We start from the raw sequence: 15,729 nt of genomic DNA on the forward strand, positions 1-15,729 counted from the left end.
ATCCCGGTCCACTGCGGCATGGTGGCCTGCATGCCACCCCGGCCCGACCAGTCCACTCCCGCGGTCGAGCTGGCCGCCCTCCTGGGGCCGGTGGAGGAGGTGCCCGGCCCGCGGTACGCGGCGCTGGCCCGCCGGGTCCGCGAGCTGCTCACCTCCGGCGCCCTCCCCGTGGGCAGCCGGCTGCCGGCCGAACGCGAGCTGGCCGCCGTCCTGGGGGCCAGCCGGGTGACCGTCGCCTCGGCCTACCGGCAGCTGCGCGAGGAGGGCTACGCCGTCACCCGGCACGGTTCCGGGACGGTCACCGAGCTGCCCGCGGCGGGGTCGGTGTGGCACCTCCCCACGACCGACCCCGGGCTGCTCGACCTGGCGCACGCCGCCCCGGAGGCGGCGCCCCAGCTGGTGGCGGCCTACGCGGCCGCGCTCGCCGCGCTCCCCGCCCACGTCGCCGGCCACGGGTACGCCCCCGGTGGGCTCCCCGAGCTGCGCGCGGCCGTGGCCGAGCGGTTCACCGCCCGCGGCCTGCCGACCGACCCCGCCCAGGTCGTGGTCACCGCCGGCACCGGCGACGCCACCGCGCTGGTGGTCGAGGCCCTGCTGCAACCCGGTGACCGGGTGCTGGTCGAGCACCCGACCTACCCCGGGGCGGTGGAGCTGGTCGCGGCGGCGGGCGGCCGGTGCGTGCCGGCCGCGGTCGACCCGGACCGGCCGGACGACCTGGTGGGCACCGCCGCCCTCGTGGCCCGGCAGAGCAGCCCGCGGCTGGCCTTCCTCATGCCGGACTGGTCCAACCCCACGGGGGCGCGGCTGTCGGCGGCGGGCCGCCGCCGGCTGTCGGCGACGCTGTGGCAGCACGGCGTCCTGGCCGTCGTCGACGAGGTCACCGCCGAGCTGCACCTGGACGGTGACCCGCTGCCGCCGTTCGCGGCCGGGCTGCCCGACGCCGCGACGGTGACCGTGGGCGGGCTGTCCAAGGCCGTGTGGGGTGGCCTGCGGATCGGCTGGGTCCGGACCGACACCGCCCTGGCCGGCCGGCTGGCCGAGTCGCTGGGCCGCCGCCAGCTGTCGGTGGGCGTGCTCGACCAGCTGGCGGCCACCTCGCTGGTCCGCGACCTGGACACCGTGCTCGGGGAGCGGCGGCGGCTGCTGCGGGAGCGGCGCGCGGTCCTCCTCGAGGAGCTCGACCGCCGGCTGCCGGAGTGGCGCCCCACCCGGCCCGGCGGCGGCCTCTCCCTGTGGTGCCGGCTGCCGGCCGGCACCAGCTCCGCCGCCCTCGCCGCGGCCGCCGCGCCCCGGGGCCTGGTCCTCGCCGAGGGCGCGGCGTTCGGCACCGGGCACGCCTTCGACGACCACCTGCGGCTGCCGTTCACCCTCCCGGCACCGCGGCTCCGGGAGGCGGTGGCGCTCCTGGCCGAGGTCGACGCCGAGGTCCGCCGCCGGCCGGGTGGGGTCCTCCGCAGCCGGCCCGTGACCGTCGTGTGACGGCCGCGGGCGCGGACGTGCGGCGCTCCCCCGGTCGTCGTACCGTCACGGCAACGGAGCGTCCCGGCGGCCCTGCGGGGTCCGGTCACGATGGGTCCAACACGCGGCCTGCGCGCTCCGCGCCGACGTGGTCGGCCGCAGCAGGTGGAGAGCTCCATGACCTCGACCCGGTCCCCTGCCCTCTCCCGCCCCCACCCGCCCGCGGTGGTGGCGGCGCCCGGCCGGGCCGTGCGCCGTGCCGCCGGGCGCTGGCACCACGACCTGCGCACCGGCCGCTGGTCCTGGTCGCCGGAGACCGCCGCCCTGCTGGGCCTGCCCCCCGGCGGGCGGCCCTGCGGCGAGCTGCTGGTGCACGCGGTGCACCCGGCCGACCGGCCCCGCGCCGGCGCGGCCCTGGCCGGCGCGGAGCGCGGCCGGCCGTTCAGCCTCCAGGTGCGCCTCTGCGGGCGGCACGGCCTCGCGCAGGCCGCCGTGCTCATCGGCGAGCCGTGGGTGGACGAGACCGGCCGGACGGAGGCCGTCGACGGCCTGGTCGCCGTGCTGAGCACCTCGCCGCCGCGGCCCTCCGGCGACGACGACCGGGCGGCCGACCTGGAGCTCGAGGTCGAGCAGCTGCGCACCGCCATGGCGAGCCGGGCCCCGATCGAGCAGGCCAAGGGCATCCTCATGCTGCTCACCGGGTGCGGGGACCGGGTCGCCTTCGACCTCCTGGCGCACATCTCCAGCAACAGCCACCGGAAGGTGCGGGACGTGGCGCTGGCCATCGCCCGGTCGGCCTCCGGGCAGGAGCCGCTGCCGGAGGACGTGCGGGCGCTGATGCGCGACGTCTGCCCGCCGGCACGCACCGGGCGCTGAGGACGGGCCGGGCCGTCCCGGCGCACCCCGGGCGGAGGGCGGCGGCCGGGCGCGGGAGGATGCGGCTGTCGCCGGCGGCCGCCGGTGAGCCCCCGAGCCGAGAGGGCAGCCCGGCGTGCTCTACCTCCTCGTCCGGTTCCTGCTGCGCCCGCTGTTCCGCGTCGCGCTGCGCATGCGCGTCACCGGTACCGGGAACGTGCCGCCGACCGGGCCGGTCATCCTGGCCAGCAACCACCTGTCGTTCATCGACAGCATGGTCATCCCCCTCGCCGCACCCCGGCGGGTGCACTACCTGGCCAAGGCCGAGTACTTCACCGCGCCCGGCGTCGGCGGGTGGCTGACCCGGACCCTGTTCACCGCGCTCGGCGCGATGCCGGTCGAGCGGCAGACCCACCGCGCGGCGCAGGAGGCCCTCGACACCGCCCTGGCCGTGCTCCGGGACGGCGAGGGCTTCGGCATCTACCCCGAGGGCACGCGCTCGCGCGACGGCCGGCTGGCGCGCGGGAAGACGGGGGTGGCGTGGTTGGCGCTGACCGCCGACTGCCCCGTCGTCCCCGTGGCCGTGGCGGGGACCGACCGGGTGCAGCCGGTGGACTCGCGCTGGCCGCGCCCGCACCGGGTGTCGGTCACCTTCGGGCAACCGCTGACCTTCCCCGAGCACCGGGGGATGGCCGGCAACGGCCGGGCCCGGCGGGCGGTGACCGACGAGATCATGGTGGCCATCGCCGAGCTGTCCGGCCAGGAGAAGGCCGGCTGGGGCCGGCCGCGCGAGGTCGCGTGAACGGCGCCCTCCTCGTCGCCGGGACCACCTCGGACGCGGGCAAGTCCCTGGTCACCGCAGGGCTGTGCCGGTGGCTGGTGCGCCAGGGGGTGTCGGTCGCGCCGTTCAAGGCGCAGAACATGAGCAACAACGCCGGGGTGACCGCCGACGGCGCCGAGATCGGCCGGGCGCAGATCGCGCAGGCCGCGGCGGCCCGGGTCGAGCCCGAGGCGGCGATGAACCCGGTGCTGCTCAAGCCCGGCGGGGAGGACTCCAGCCAGGTCGTCGTCCTCGGCCGGCCGGTGGCCGAGGTCACCGCGCTGTCCTACCGGCCGATGAAGGCGGCGCTGCTGGAGCAGGTGCTGGCCTGCCTGGCCGACCTGCGATCGCGCTTCGACGTGGTGGTCTGCGAGGGCGCGGGCTCCCCCACCGAGATCAACCTGCGCGCCGACGACATCGCCAACATGGGGCTGGCCACCGCGGCGCGGCTGCCGGTGGTCGTCGTCGGCGACATCGACCGCGGCGGGGTGTTCCCCGCGCTGTACGGCACCCTCGCGCTCATGCCGCCGGCCGACCAGCGCCTGGTCGCCGGCTTCCTGGTGAACAAGTTCCGCGGCGACGTCCGGCTGCTGCGGCCGGGCCTGGAGACGCTGAGCGGGCTGACCGGGCGCCCGGTGCTCGGCGTCCTGCCGTGGCTGCCCGGGCCGGCGCTCGACGTCGAGGACTCCCTCGGCCTGGACGCCGCCCTCGGCGCGGCGGGCGCCCCGCACGGGGCGGACGTGCTGCGCGTCGCCGTGGCGCGGCTGCCCCGGCTGTCCAACTCCACCGACCTCGACGCGCTGGCCGCCGAGCCGGGGGTGCTCCTCCGCTTCGCGACCCGGCCGGAGGACCTCGCCGACGCCGACCTCGTCGTGCTGCCCGGCAGCCGCGCGACGGTCGCCGACCTGCGGTGGCTGCGGGCGACGGGGCTGGCCGCGGCGGTCGCCCGGCACGCCGCCGGCGGGCGCCCGGTGCTCGGCGTCTGCGGCGGTCACCAGATGCTCGCCCGGAGCATCACCGACGAGGTCGAGTCGCGGGCCGGCACCGTCCCCGGCCTCGGGTTGCTGCCCACCGACGTCCGGTTCGCGCGGGAGAAGACGCTGGGCCGCCCGTCCGGCTCGGCGCTCGGGGAGCCGGTGCACGGCTACGAGATCCACCACGGGGTGGTGACCGTGGAGGCCGGCTCCGGCGAGCCGTTCCTCGACGGGGTGCGGGCCGGGGCGGTGTTCGGGACGAGCTGGCACGGGGCGCTGGAGAACGACGGCTTCCGGCGGGCGTTCCTCGCGCTGGTGGCGCGCCTGGCCGGCCGCGCGTTCGTGCCCGCCCCCGGCACCGACTTCGCCGCCGTCCGGGAGGCCCGGCTGGACCGGCTCGGCGACCTGGTGGCCGAGCACGCCGACACCGCCGCGCTGTGGCGGCTGGTCGAGTCCGGGGCGCCGCCGGACCTGCCGCTGCTGCCGCCCGGCGGCTCGCGCTGACCCTCCCGGCGCGGTGCCAGGATGCAGCCGTGGACGGTGCGGGCACGAGCGGCGCGGCCGGGGGCCGGGACGACGTCCCCGAGGTGAGCGCCCTGGCGATCAACGTGACCATCCCGGAGGCCCTCCGCTGGACCGACACCCGGCGCGGTGCGGAGTTCCGGCTGACCACGCTCAACGTCCGGCTCCTCCCGGACGGGCACCTCGCGGCGAAGGCCTACGGCCGGCCGACCGCGGGCGGGCGCGGCACGTACGTCTCGTTCCCCGTGCCCGACCGGGCCGAGCTGAGGGCCCTGGTGGCCGCGGCCGCCGGCCGCGCCGCGGAGCTGTGGGCCGCCCACCGCGGTCCCGGCTGACCCGGCGCCCGCGCGGGCCGGCCGGCCCGGGGCGGGGTCAGCCCGAGGCGAGCCGCTCCCGGACGTCGTCCGGCCACGGCTCGGGTGCGCCGTCGCGGACGCAGACGTACGTGGTGCGGACGACGCAGCAGACCCGCTCGCCCACCCGGACGGTGAACCGGACGGTCGCGCTGGTGCGCCCGACCGCCTCCGTCCCCGCGTCCACGGTGACGGTGTCGCCCCAGCGCGCGGACGACGACCACTCGAGGGTGCTGGCCTTCACCACGGGGTCGATGCGGCGCTCGACCAGCTCCGCCCAGGACAGCCCCATCGACGCCCACCACCCGTTGGAGGCCTCGTCGGCCCACGTGAGGTAGTGGGCGTTGAAGACGATGCCCTGCTGGTCGCACTCGACGTACCGGACCGGGGAGCTCCACCGTGCAGTCACGGCGGGCAACCGTAGCCGGGCTACCGTGCGGGCATGGAGACCGCGCCCGATGTGCTCGCCGGCTACCGACCGCCGTCCCGGCTCGTGCAGGACAAGGTGATCGACCACGTCGACCGGCACTGCGCGGCCTTCATCGCCCTGTCGCCGTTCGCCACGCTGGCCACGGCCGACGCGGAGGGGTGGCCCGACGTCTCCCCGCGCGGCGGTGACCCGGGCTTCGTGCGGGTGCTCGACGAGCACCGGCTGGCCCTGCCCGACCGGCCGGGCAACAACCGGGTCGACAGCCTCCGCAACGTCGCGGCCAACCCCCGGGTCGCCCTGCTCTTCCTCGTGCCCGGCATCGAGGAGACGCTGCGGGTGTTCGGGACGGCGACCGTGGTGCCGGCCGGGTCGCTCGGCGTGGACCTCACCGAGTTCGGCCGGGAGCCGCGCTCGGTCCTGGTCGTGGAGGTGGACCGGGCCTACTTCCAGTGCGCCAAGTCGGTCATGCGCTCGGGCCTCTGGGACCCCGAGCGGCGGGTGGAGCGGACGGCCTTCGCGCCGATGCGCGAGGTGTTCGCCGACCACTGCCGGCTCACCACGCCGCTGCCGGACGACGCCGTGATGCGGGCCGGGCTGGCCGAGGAGCTGTAGGACCGTCGGTGGGTGGGCCTACGGTCCGCACCGTGGCGACCGACGTGCAGATCGTGGTGGACTGCGCCGACCCGCACGGGCTGGCGGACTGGTGGGCCGAGGCGCTCGGCTGGCAGGTGGAGCCGCAGGACGAGTCGGTGATCCGCGGCGCCGTGGCGGCCGGGGCGGCGACCGAGGAGGAGACGAGCACGCACCGCGGCGCGCTGGTCTGGCGGTCGGGCGCGGCCCTGCGCTCCCCCGACCCGGGGCGGCCCCGGGTGCTGTTCCAGCTCGTCCCGGAGGCCAAGACGGTCAAGAACCGGGTGCACCTGGACCTGCACGTGGGCGAGGACCGCCGGGAGCCGGAGGTGGCCCGCCTGGTGGCCGCGGGGGCGACGGAGCTGCACCGCGCGTCGCAGGGGCCGTTCTCGTGGGTGACGCTCGCCGACCCGGAGGGCAACGAGTTCTGCGTGGCGTGAGGCCCGGGTGCGGGCCGCGGGTGGGCGGGTCGCGGGGGGTGCCGGGGGTGTGCGGGCCGCCGCGCCCCTACGGCTCAGCTGGCCAGGACGTCCCGGGCCAGGCGGCGGTAGGCCACCGCGCGCTCGGCGAGCGCCCGGCGGCGCTCCTGCCGGCTGCGCCGGTCGGTGCCCAGGTAGCGCGCGTCCTCCACGAGCTGGAAGGCGGCCAGGACGCTCGCCTTCACCTCGCGTCCCCGTGGTGCCGCCGGGGGAACCGGCTCGGCCGAGGTCATCGCGACCCCCCTCTCCCCGGGGCGCGACAGTTTCACCCCGTGTCGACATGGTGCCCCCATATCGGCAGGTCGAACCCCAGCGGCGCCCGATTGGTGCCCGTGTGACACGGGTGACAGGCGGTGCGGCCCGCCGCGTCCGGGAACCGGGACGGACCCGTACGGTCTGCTTCCGTGGCGAGCACCGGGCGGCGACTGGTCGGACTGCTGCGCGCGGCGCTGGGGCCGGCGGTGCGCGCCGCCCGGGACGCCGCACCCCGGCCCGCGGGGGGCGTACGGCGCCGCAGCGCCCGCCGCGCACCGGGACCGGTGCCGCCGGTCCCCGCGGGCGGCTCGAGGCCGGGCGGCGTCCGCGACCTCGACGGGCCGCTCGGCGCGGCGGACCTCTCCTACCGCCCGCGGGACGACGGCCGCCCCGACCCCGGTGAGGTCGTGTGGGCGTGGGTCCCCTACGACGAGGCCGACGGGCGGGGCAAGGACCGCCCCGTCCTCGTGCTCGGCCGCCGCGGCGCCGACCTGGTGGGGCTCATGCTCTCCAGCCAGGACCACGACCGCGACGCCGCCGACGAGGCCCGTCACGGGCGCTACTGGATGGACGTCGGCCGCGGGGGCTGGGACCCCCGGGGCCGGCCGAGCGAGGCCCGCCTCGACCGCCCGCTCCTGCTGCCCGCCGGGGCAACCCGCCGTGAGGGTGCCGCGCTGGACCGGGAGCGCTTCACCGCCGTGCTGGAGGCCGCCCTGGCCCTCGACCGCCGCCGCTGACCGGAGCGCGGCCACGCCACGACCCGACTTCTCGCCTTGCGCCCCTCACCTTCGCCGGCCCGCCTCCCGCCCCCGCTGCGGGTCGCCGGTCGCCGGTCGCCGGTCGCCGGTCGCCGCGATGCTGCTGTTCGCCGGCGGGCCACGCCCGCGGGATCAACCTCCTGTCGCAGCGCCCCGCCGACGTGCACCCACGTGTCGCGACCTCGACCGACCTGGACCTGGCCGCTGCCACCGGCCGGACCGCGGGGCCGTCGCCGGTCTCTCGACCGGCGCTCACGAGTGCCCGTCAAGGCCTCGCCGAGATCTGTGGACGGCTCGCTGAGCTGCGGATTCACGGTGCGGTGACCACCGACCGGCAGTACTATTCGTACACGTGTTCGAGAAGGTGGGTGGGGAGGTGGGCGGCCGGTGGAGGACCTGTCGGCGGCACTCGACGAGCTGGCCGGGGCCGGGCTGGCCTCGGCGTTCGGCCCGGAGCTGCTGGAACGGCTCGGCCGCTTGCTGGTCGCCCAGCACCGGATCGCCGCCGAGGTGGCCCGCACCGTGCGCGCCTGCGAGCTGGCCGGGGCGGCGGAGGTCGACGGGCTGAAGACCATGGCCGCGTGGCTGCGCGGGCACGGGCGGATGAGCCACTCCGCCGCGGCCGGGCTGGTCCGCGCCGGGCGGGCGCTGGAGCACCTGCCCGCGCTGGCGGAGGCGCACGCCGCCGGCGCGGTCAGCGCCGAGGCCGTGGCCACGATCGCCCCGATCACCCGGGAGGAGCACCTGGCCGCCGCCGAAGCCTGCGGGGTGGACCTCGCGGAGGTCGACCGGCTGCTCACCGACCTGGCCGCCGCGCGGCCGCACGCCGACCTGGTGCAGGTGGTGCGGCACTACCTGGCCGGCCTGGACCCCGACGGCCCCGAGCCCGACCCCACCGAGGGCCGCCGCCTGGCCTGGGTCCGGCACGCCGACGGCTCGCTCACCGGCCGGCTGGAGCTGGACGCCGCCGGCGGGGAGAGGCTGCAGGCCGCCCTGGAGAGCCTCCTGCAGGCCGGGCGGTGCGCCGGCGACGAGCGCACCCGCCCCCAGGCGCAGGCCGACGCCCTCGTCCAGCTGTGTGATCTCCAGCTCGCCGCCGGGCGGTTGCCCACCCTGCGCACGGTCAAGCCGCACGTGGCCGTGGTCATCGACGCCGCCGACCTGGTCGACCCCGGCACCGGCCCGGGTGCGGCGGAGCTGGGCTTCGGCGCCACCATCTCCGCCGCCCGGGCCCGCTGGCTGGCCTGCGACGGCGCGGTCACCCGCATCGTGCTGGGCCCCGACGGGGCACCGCTGGATGTGGGGCGCACCCACCGGGTGGTGCCCCCGCACCTGCGCCGGGCGGTGGAGCGGCGCGACCGGGGCTGCGTGTTCACCGGCTGCGGCGCCCCGACCCACTGGTGCGACGTGCACCACCTGCTCGAGTGGGCCCTGGGCGGGGAAACCTCCCTGGCCAACTCGGCGCTGCTGTGCGAGCGGCACCACACGAAGGTCCACCACGGCTTCCGCGTCGAACGCCGACCCGACGGCCGATGGCGCACCTGGCGCCCCGACGGCACCGAGATCCACATCCTCGCCCCACCCCTGGCCGCAGCCTGAACCCAGCAGACCCGAGGGCCACACCCGGGGCTGGAGTCGCAACCGCACACCGGCCGACCCGGCGCACCCACCGTGCGCCGGGCACTCGGCGTGCCCGGCGGCCGGACGCGCAGACAGCGGGCCGCTCGACGAACCCCTACCAGGAGGCGGCCGCCTGGATCCAGCTCCGGGGGCCGCTCGACGGCCGCCGGAAAGCGCTCGACGGCGCGGTGCGGCACCCGGCACGCTCCCCGCGATGGACGCCGCCGCGGTCTTCTGGGCCTTGCACAGCGACCTCCCGCGCGAGGCCCCCGGGTCGGCCGCCACGACGCGCGCGCTGCTCGACCTGGCCGGTCCGCTGCCACCCGGCGCCCGGGCCGTCGACATCGGGTGCGGTCCCGGCCGCTCCGCGGAGGTCCTGGCCGAGGCCGGGCTGCGGGTGACCGCCGTCGACCTGCACGAGCCGTTCCTCCGGCGGGCTCGCCGGGCCGGTACGGGCACCTTCCCGGTGGCCGTGGTCCGCGCCGACATGGCCGCGCTCCCCCTCCGGGAGGGCAGTGCCGACCTGGTGTGGTCCGAGGGCGCCGCCTATCTCATGGGGGTCGACGCCGCCCTGCGGTCCTGGCGGCGACTGCTGCGGCCGGGTGGCGTCCTCGTCCTCACCGACGCGGTCTGGACCACCGCCGCACCGTCAGCGGCGGCACGCGCGTTCTGGGCCGCCTACGCCGGGATGCGCGACGTCCCCGCGCTCGTCGCCGCGGCCCGCGCGACCGGCTACGACGTCCTGGCCGAGCGGCTGCTGCCCGACTCCGACTGGGCCGGGTACTACGACCCGCTCGCCGCGGCCATCGCCGCCTGGCCCGACCCGGACGAGGAGACGGCGGTCGCGCTGGCCGGAGCCCGGGCCGAGATCGACCTGCGGCGCGCGCACGCCGACGAGTACGGCTACGCCGCCGTCGTCCTCCGGCGGGGCGGGCAGCAGGTCACTCGCTGACGACACCGTCCCGCACCGACGGCCGCGGCCGGACGTGGTAGACCCCGGCGGTCTCGCTCCACGAGGTGAGGTCGTAGCGGTGCACGACCTTCGGGCCGCCGTGCAGGTGCACGTGGGTGATCGTCGGCAGCGGCTGCCCGTGCCGGGCGTGCCGGATCTCGACCCGCCCGTCCAGCGGACCGCCCACGAACAGCAGCACGGCGTCCTCCGTGCCGATCGGCTCCTCGGTCAGCTCGCTCCCCTCCCTGCGCACCCCGGCCAGGGTAGGCGCGTCCCGCGCCGGGTGACGGGGAACTGGCCCTGCTCAGGCCGCGGAGGCCTCCCCACCGGCGATCGGCGGGGAGCCCCGCCGGACCCACAGCTCGTGCGCCGCCGCCGACGCCGCGGCGGTCAGCGGCACGAACAGCAGCGCACCGGCCAGCCCCCACAGCAGCCCGCCGGCGGTGACGGCGACGAGGACCGTCGCCGCGTTCACGGGCAGCCGGCGGCGCATCACCCACGGCTCGACGACGTCGTTGCCCACCTGCTGCACGACCAGGACCAGCGCCGCCACCAGGGCGGCGTCCACCAGCCCACCCGAGCCGTAGGCCACCACGACGGCCACCGCGCCGGCGACGAAGGCACCGATGGTGGGGATGTAGGAGGCGAGGAACTGCAGGGCCGCGAGCGTCAGGGCCAGCGGCACGCCGATCAGCAGCAGCCCCACCCCGATGCCGACCGCGTCGAAGAGCGCCACGACCGTGAGCCCGCGGACGTAGTTGCCCGTGGTCCGCCAGGCGGCCCGCCCGGCGCCGTCGACGTCCTCGCGCACCCGCCCGCCGAACTTGCCGAGCAGCCACTGCCACATCCCCCGCCCGCTGACGAGGAAGAGGAACGCCAGCGCCAGCGCGAGGAAGGCCGCGATGAGCACCTCGCCGGCCGTGCGCAGCGGGCCCAGCAGGTCCCCGACCGCCGTCGAGCCGCCGGACCCCTGCTCACCGCCCGAGCCGCCGAGCGACGGCAGCTGGACGCCGAAGCGCTGCGACAGGTCGGCGGAGATGGTCGTCAGCTGCTCGCGCAACTGCGGGAGCTGCTCGGCGATGCGGGTGCCCAGGCCCAGGGCCGCACCGGCCAGGGCCAGCACCAGCAGGCCCACCGCGACGGCGGCCGACACCGTGCGCGGCACCCCGCGCCGGTCGGCCCACTGCACCGCGGGGGTCGCGACCCCGGCCAGCAGCAGGCCGACGAGGACGGCGACCACCAGCGCGGTCAGCTTCACGGCCAGCCCGGCGAGCAGCCAGACCAGGACGGCGAGCACCAGGAGCCGGCCGCCGACGGCGGCGGAGCGCACCAGCCAGGCCGGGGCCCCGTTCGGGGCGGGGTCGGGAACCAACGGCATCCACCATGGGTTCCTCGCTACGCCGCGGCGGACACATCCCGACCGCCCCGTCGCAGCCAGCGGGCCAGCAGCGGGGCGCTCAGCAGCATCACGAACAGCCGCAGCACCTGCACGGCGAGCACGAACGTGGCGTCGGCGCCGCTGTCCCGAGCGGTCGCCAGGACGGCGTAGAGGCCACCGGGCGTGGTGGCGAGGTAGGCGTCCAGCGCGCCGGCCGAGGTGGTGACCGTGAGCAGCGCGCCGAGCCCGGCGCAGCCGACGACCAGCCCGAGGACGACGACGAGCGCCAGCGGCAGCGCCCGCCCGATGGTGCGCAGGCTCTCCCGCGTGACGTTGAGCCCGACCACCAGGCCGACGACCAGGAACGCCGCCTGCTCGAGCGGGACCGGCAGCCGCGCGCCCTGCGCGAGGCCGGTGACGTCGAGGACGGCGGCGACCACGAGCGGGCCGAGCAGCGCCGGCACGGGCACCCGCAGCAGCCGGGCGAGCGCCACGCCGGCGACCGCGCAGACCGCCGCGAACAGCAGCCCGGCCGGCCACCCGGGGCCGGTGTCGGCCACCACGGGGCCACCCGCGCCGGGCCGGGCCCCGTAGAGGACCGTCGCCGCCACCGGCATGAGGAGCACGATCAGCAGCACCCGCAGGTACTGCAGGACGGCGACCATCCGGTCGTCGGCGCCGAGCTCCCGCGACATCGCGGTGATGCCGGACGCCCCGCCGGCGATCATGGCGAACGCGCCGGTCACCGGGGTGATCCCCGGCTGCAGCCGCAGCAGCAGGCCGGCCAGCACGCTGAGCGCGAGCGTCCCCACGGTGACCAGCAGCACCGGCAGCCAGTCGGCGCCGAGCGCCGCCAGGGTGTCCAGGTCGACCAGCGACCCGACGGAGACCCCGATCAGCGCCTGCGCCGCGGTCATGCCCGCGCGGGGCACCGCCAGCCGCCGCCGGCCGGCCAGCCCGCGGACCAGACCGGCCAGCAGGCCGCCGAACAGCGCCGGCGAGGGCAGGTCCGCGACGTCGAAGGCGAGCGTGGCCGCCAGCGCGCCGGTGACCACCAGGGCGCCGTCACCCAGCCGGGCGAGCCGCTCTCCCCGGCCGCTCACCCGCCGGTGATCCGGCGCAGCTCGGCCACGTGCGCGTCGAACGCCGCCCGCCCGGCCCGCGTCAGCGCGAGGCTGGTGCGCACCCGCGAGGCGATCGTCGCCTTGCCGATCCGCAGGTAGCCGGCCTCCTCGAGCTGCCTGACGTGCTTGGAGAGGACCGAGTCGCTCACCCCGAGCCGGTCGCGGATCGCGGCGAACTCCATGCTGTCGACGGCGGCGAGCAGCCCGCAGATCTGCAGCCGCGGCGGCGGGTGGATCACCGCGTCGAAGCGCGGGGCCACGGCGGTCACAGCGACCGGCGCAGCTCGGCGGCCAGGGCCCTGCCCCAGTACCGGCTGAGGGCGGCGGCGGCCAGGCCCAGCACGGCCCCGGCCACCACCATGGCCCAGCGCTGGTCGAAGCCCTCGGCCAGCACGAAGGCCGTGATCAGCACGGGCAGCACGACGGCACACCAGAGCGCCATCCCGCGGCCGTCGATGGTCACCCAGAAGCCGGTGATCCGGCGGTAGGCGGCCACCAGGGCACCGAGCCCGGCGCAGAAGACCACGAGCGCCGGGAAGGTCACCCACAGCGAGTCGAGGGCGTAGGAGGACAGGAAGCCGAACAGCAGCAGCCCCAGCAGCACGTCGTACCACCACGGCTGCAGCGCCCGCTCGGCCAGCGCCGACCGGTCGGCCCGCAGCGCGGCGAGCTGCGCGGCGGCAGCGTCCCGGTCGAGCGCGTCACTTTCCATGGCGGAAAGCCTGCACTGCGACTTTCCGATCCGTCAAGTCAAGGGTCCCTGTCGGCGGGCCGGGGACGCGTGGTGTGATGACCCGGCCACAGCGACGGCAGTGGAGGAAGCCCGGTGCGATTCCGGCGCGGTCCCGCCACTGTGACCGGGGAGCCCGATCCCAGGCTCCGCCACTGCTCCCCCGGGAGCGGGAAGGCGGGGAGCGGGCGTTGATCCGGGAGCCAGGAGACTCCCGCCGTCGTCCACTGCCACTCCGGGCCACCGCGGATGTACGGACACCCGGGGAGAGGACGCGTTCCATGCGCGGTCGACCCGCATGACCTACCCCTTCGGCGCCGTCGTCGGCATGGACGACCTGCGGCTGGCGCTGCTGCTCAACGCGGTCTCCCCCGCCGTCGGCGGCGTCCTGGTGCGCGGCGAGAAGGGGACGGCGAAGTCGACGACGGTGCGTGCGCTGGCCGCCGTCCTGCCCCCCGTCGACGTCGTCCCCGGCTGCCGGTTCGCCTGCGACCCGGCTGCCCCGGACCCCGCCTGCCCAGACGGCCCGCACGACGCCGGCGCCCGGGGCACCCGCCGCCCGGCGCGGCTGGTCGAGCTGCCGGTCGGTGCCAGCGAGGACCGCGTCGTCGGGTCGCTGGACCTCGAGCGGGCGCTCACCGAGGGGGTCAAGGCCTTCGAGCCCGGGCTCCTGGCGGCCGCGCACCGCGGCGTCCTGTACGTCGACGAGGTCAACCTGCTGCACGACCACCTCGTCGACCTGCTGCTCGACGCTGCCGCCCTGGGCACCGCCTACGTCGAGCGCGAGGGGGTGTCGGTCCGGCACGCGGCCCGGTTCCTCCTGGTCGGGACGATGAACCCCGAGGAGGGCGAGCTCCGCCCCCAGCTGCTGGACCGGTTCGGCCTCACCGTCGAGGTCGCCGCCCCGCGCGACCCGGGGGTGCGCGCCGAGGTGGTCCGCCGGCGGTTCGCCTTCGACGCCGACCCGGCCGGCTTCACCGCGGCGTGGGCCGACGAGGAGGCCGGGCTGGCGCGCCGCATCGCCGACGCCCGCGCCCGGCTGCCGCACGTGGTGCTCGGCGACGGCGCGCTGCGCCAGGTCACCGCCGTCTGCGCCGCCTTCGACGTGGACGGGCTGCGCGCGGACCTGGTCACCGCGCGGGCGGCCGTCGCGCACGCCGCGTGGTCCGGCCGCGAGGAGGTCACCGAGGACGACGTGCGGGTCGCCGCCCGGCTGGCCCTCCCCCACCGCCGCCGCCGCAACCCCTTCGACGCGCCCGGCCTGGACGACGAGACCCTCGAGCAGGCGCTCACCGACGCCCGCCCCGACGACGACCCGCCGCCCCCCGAGGGCGGCCCCGGGGACCCGGACGACGGCCCGGACGACGACAGCCCGGACGACGGCGTCCCGGGCGACCCGGACGCCCCAGGCATCCCGGGCGACCCGGGCACAGGGAGCAATGTCCACGGATCCGGCGCCGATACGGGGGAAAAGCCTCCTGTGCCGGGGGGTGGCGCCGCCACGACCGCACCCCGCGGCGAGGGCGGCGGCCGCGCCGGGAGCGCGCCGGCACCCGAGCGCGCCGCGGCCGCGCCGTCCGACCCGTTCCGCACCCGGCGGCTCGAGGTGCCCGGCATCGGCGCCGGCGCGGCCGGCCGCCGCTCGCGGGCCCGCTCCGAGCGCGGCCGCGTGGTCGGCGCGACCCGCCCCACGGGCACGGTGACCCGGCTGCACCTCCCCGGCACCGTGCTCGCCGCGGCACCGCACCAGGTCGCGCGCGGCCGCACCGGCCCGGGGCTGCGGCTCGAGCGCGGCGACCTGCGCCAGGCCTCGCTGGAGGGCCGCGAGGGCAACCTCGTGCTCTTCGTCGTCGACGCCAGCGGGTCGATGGGCTCGCGGGCGCGGATGGCCGCCGTGAAGGGCGCCGTCCTGTCGCTCCTGCTCGACGCCTACCAGCGGCGGGACAAGGTCGGCCTGATCACCTTCCGCGGCACGGGTGCCGACCTGGCGCTGCCGCCCACCTGGTCGGTGGAGGCCGCCGCGGCCCGGCTGCGCGAGCTGCCCACCGGCGGCCGCACCCCGCTGGCCGCCGGCCTGCTCCGGGCCCACGACACGCTGCGCGTCGAGCGGCTGCGCGACCCCCGGCGCCGGCCGCTGCTGGTGGTCGTCACCGACGGCCGGGCCACCGGCGCGCGCGGCGGCGACCACGTCGGGGAGGCCCGCCGCGCCGCCGGGCTGCTGGCCGCGGCCGGCACGGCGGGGGTGGTGGTGGACTGCGAGTCCGGCCCGGTGCGGCTCGGGCTGGCCGCCCGGCTCGGGACGGCCCTCGGCGCGCGGACCCTGCGCCTCGAGGAGCTGGCCGCCGAGGCGCTCGCGGCCACCGTCCGCGGCGCCCGCGAGGCGGCCTAGCC

Annotated in this window: 18 protein-coding genes and 1 riboswitch; of the genes, 11 read left to right on the top strand and 7 right to left on the bottom strand. The window is 77.8% G+C overall.

The genetic code is table 11. The features are described 5' to 3' along the window. Positions 1–30 precede the first annotated feature (30 nt). The 5 genes from yczR (at position 31) to D0Z06_RS06260 (ending at position 4,964) form a co-directional block, all read left to right on the top strand. Positions 31–1,479, top strand: a complete 1,449-nt coding sequence (yczR, locus tag D0Z06_RS06240; protein WP_117376671.1) for a MocR-like transcription factor YczR — start codon at positions 31–33, stop codon at positions 1,477–1,479. 156 nt (positions 1,480–1,635) lie between these two features. Further along, on the top strand, positions 1,636–2,334 hold the full coding sequence (locus D0Z06_RS06245; RefSeq protein WP_117376510.1) for an ANTAR domain-containing protein: 699 nt from the start codon (positions 1,636–1,638) through the stop codon (positions 2,332–2,334). 115 nt (positions 2,335–2,449) lie between these two features. Next, the gene (locus D0Z06_RS06250) at positions 2,450–3,115 is read left to right on the top strand and encodes a lysophospholipid acyltransferase family protein (RefSeq protein ID WP_117376511.1); all 666 of its coding nucleotides are present in this window, start codon (positions 2,450–2,452) and stop codon (positions 3,113–3,115) included. Beyond that, on the top strand, positions 3,112–4,611 hold the full coding sequence (locus D0Z06_RS06255) for a cobyric acid synthase (RefSeq protein WP_117376512.1): 1,500 nt from the start codon (positions 3,112–3,114) through the stop codon (positions 4,609–4,611). The genes D0Z06_RS06250 and D0Z06_RS06255 overlap by 4 nt, the downstream gene beginning before the upstream one ends. Positions 4,612–4,640: 29 nt before the next feature. Next, positions 4,641–4,964: a hypothetical protein gene (locus D0Z06_RS06260; RefSeq protein ID WP_117376513.1), complete on the top strand. Its 324-nt coding sequence runs from the start codon at positions 4,641–4,643 to the stop codon at positions 4,962–4,964. A gap of 37 nt (positions 4,965–5,001) precedes the next feature. Here D0Z06_RS06260 and D0Z06_RS06265 read toward each other — a convergent pair whose 3' ends face one another. Beyond that, a complete protein-coding gene (locus tag D0Z06_RS06265; protein ID WP_117376514.1) occupies positions 5,002–5,391 on the bottom strand; it encodes an acyl-CoA thioesterase in 390 nt (129 codons plus the stop codon). A 33-nt stretch (positions 5,392–5,424) separates the two neighbouring features. Between D0Z06_RS06265 and D0Z06_RS06270 the strand changes: the two genes are divergently transcribed. Both D0Z06_RS06270 and D0Z06_RS06275 read left to right on the top strand, forming a co-directional pair. Beyond that, on the top strand, positions 5,425–6,024 hold the full coding sequence (locus D0Z06_RS06270; RefSeq protein WP_117376515.1) for an MSMEG_1061 family FMN-dependent PPOX-type flavoprotein: 600 nt from the start codon (positions 5,425–5,427) through the stop codon (positions 6,022–6,024). Between the two features lie 32 nt (positions 6,025–6,056). Then, a complete protein-coding gene (locus D0Z06_RS06275) occupies positions 6,057–6,482 on the top strand; it encodes a VOC family protein (RefSeq protein WP_117376516.1) in 426 nt (141 codons plus the stop codon). Positions 6,483–6,556: 74 nt separating this feature from the next. On the opposite strand, the gene D0Z06_RS25260 is transcribed toward D0Z06_RS06275, so the two are convergent. Further along, on the bottom strand, positions 6,557–6,706 hold the full coding sequence (locus D0Z06_RS25260; protein WP_158579893.1) for a hypothetical protein: 150 nt from the start codon (positions 6,704–6,706) through the stop codon (positions 6,557–6,559). Positions 6,707–6,925: 219 nt separating this feature from the next. On the opposite strand from D0Z06_RS25260, the gene D0Z06_RS26180 reads away from it, so the two are divergent. From D0Z06_RS26180 to D0Z06_RS06290, 3 genes are all read left to right on the top strand, one after another. Beyond that, positions 6,926–7,513 carry a type II toxin-antitoxin system PemK/MazF family toxin gene (locus D0Z06_RS26180; RefSeq protein WP_233517490.1) on the top strand — a complete coding sequence of 196 codons (588 nt, stop codon included), beginning with the start codon at positions 6,926–6,928 and terminating at the stop codon, positions 7,511–7,513. 408 nt (positions 7,514–7,921) lie between these two features. After that, positions 7,922–9,133, top strand: a complete 1,212-nt coding sequence (locus D0Z06_RS06285) for an HNH endonuclease (protein ID WP_117376517.1) — start codon at positions 7,922–7,924, stop codon at positions 9,131–9,133. Between the two features lie 235 nt (positions 9,134–9,368). Further along, a complete protein-coding gene (locus D0Z06_RS06290) occupies positions 9,369–10,106 on the top strand; it encodes a class I SAM-dependent methyltransferase (RefSeq protein ID WP_117376518.1) in 738 nt (245 codons plus the stop codon). Here the strand turns inward: D0Z06_RS06290 and D0Z06_RS06295 are convergent. The 5 genes from D0Z06_RS06295 to D0Z06_RS06315 are packed head-to-tail and all read right to left on the bottom strand — an operon-like array spanning position 10,096 to position 13,320. Next, entirely contained in the window at positions 10,096–10,359 is a 264-nt protein-coding gene (locus D0Z06_RS06295; RefSeq protein ID WP_117376519.1) for a hypothetical protein, read from the bottom strand. The two genes, D0Z06_RS06290 and D0Z06_RS06295, sit on opposite strands and share 11 nt — an antisense overlap. A 51-nt stretch (positions 10,360–10,410) precedes the next feature. After that, the gene (locus tag D0Z06_RS06300; RefSeq protein WP_117376520.1) at positions 10,411–11,484 is read right to left on the bottom strand and encodes an AI-2E family transporter; all 1,074 of its coding nucleotides are present in this window, start codon (positions 11,482–11,484) and stop codon (positions 10,411–10,413) included. 17 nt (positions 11,485–11,501) lie between these two features. Beyond that, positions 11,502–12,587 (bottom strand): AbrB family transcriptional regulator, encoded by a 1,086-nt coding sequence (locus D0Z06_RS06305; RefSeq protein WP_117376521.1) that lies wholly within the window; start codon positions 12,585–12,587, stop codon positions 11,502–11,504. Next, on the bottom strand, positions 12,584–12,877 hold the full coding sequence (locus D0Z06_RS06310) for a transcriptional regulator (RefSeq protein ID WP_117376522.1): 294 nt from the start codon (positions 12,875–12,877) through the stop codon (positions 12,584–12,586). Before D0Z06_RS06310 ends, D0Z06_RS06305 begins: the two co-directional genes overlap by 4 nt. Beyond that, a complete protein-coding gene (locus D0Z06_RS06315) occupies positions 12,874–13,320 on the bottom strand; it encodes a hypothetical protein (RefSeq protein WP_117376523.1) in 447 nt (148 codons plus the stop codon). Before D0Z06_RS06315 ends, D0Z06_RS06310 begins: the two co-directional genes overlap by 4 nt. A 104-nt stretch (positions 13,321–13,424) precedes the next feature. Further along, a riboswitch (cobalamin riboswitch) is annotated at positions 13,425–13,551 on the top strand. An 85-nt stretch (positions 13,552–13,636) separates the two neighbouring features. On the opposite strand from D0Z06_RS06315, the gene D0Z06_RS06320 reads away from it, so the two are divergent. Continuing rightward, a complete protein-coding gene (locus D0Z06_RS06320; RefSeq protein ID WP_117376524.1) occupies positions 13,637–15,727 on the top strand; it encodes a putative cobaltochelatase in 2,091 nt (696 codons plus the stop codon). Positions 15,728–15,729: the final 2 nt, after the last annotated feature.

It is taken from the genome of Geodermatophilus marinus, assembly GCF_003428645.1.
Taxonomy (GTDB): Bacteria; Actinomycetota; Actinomycetes; order Mycobacteriales; family Geodermatophilaceae; genus Geodermatophilus.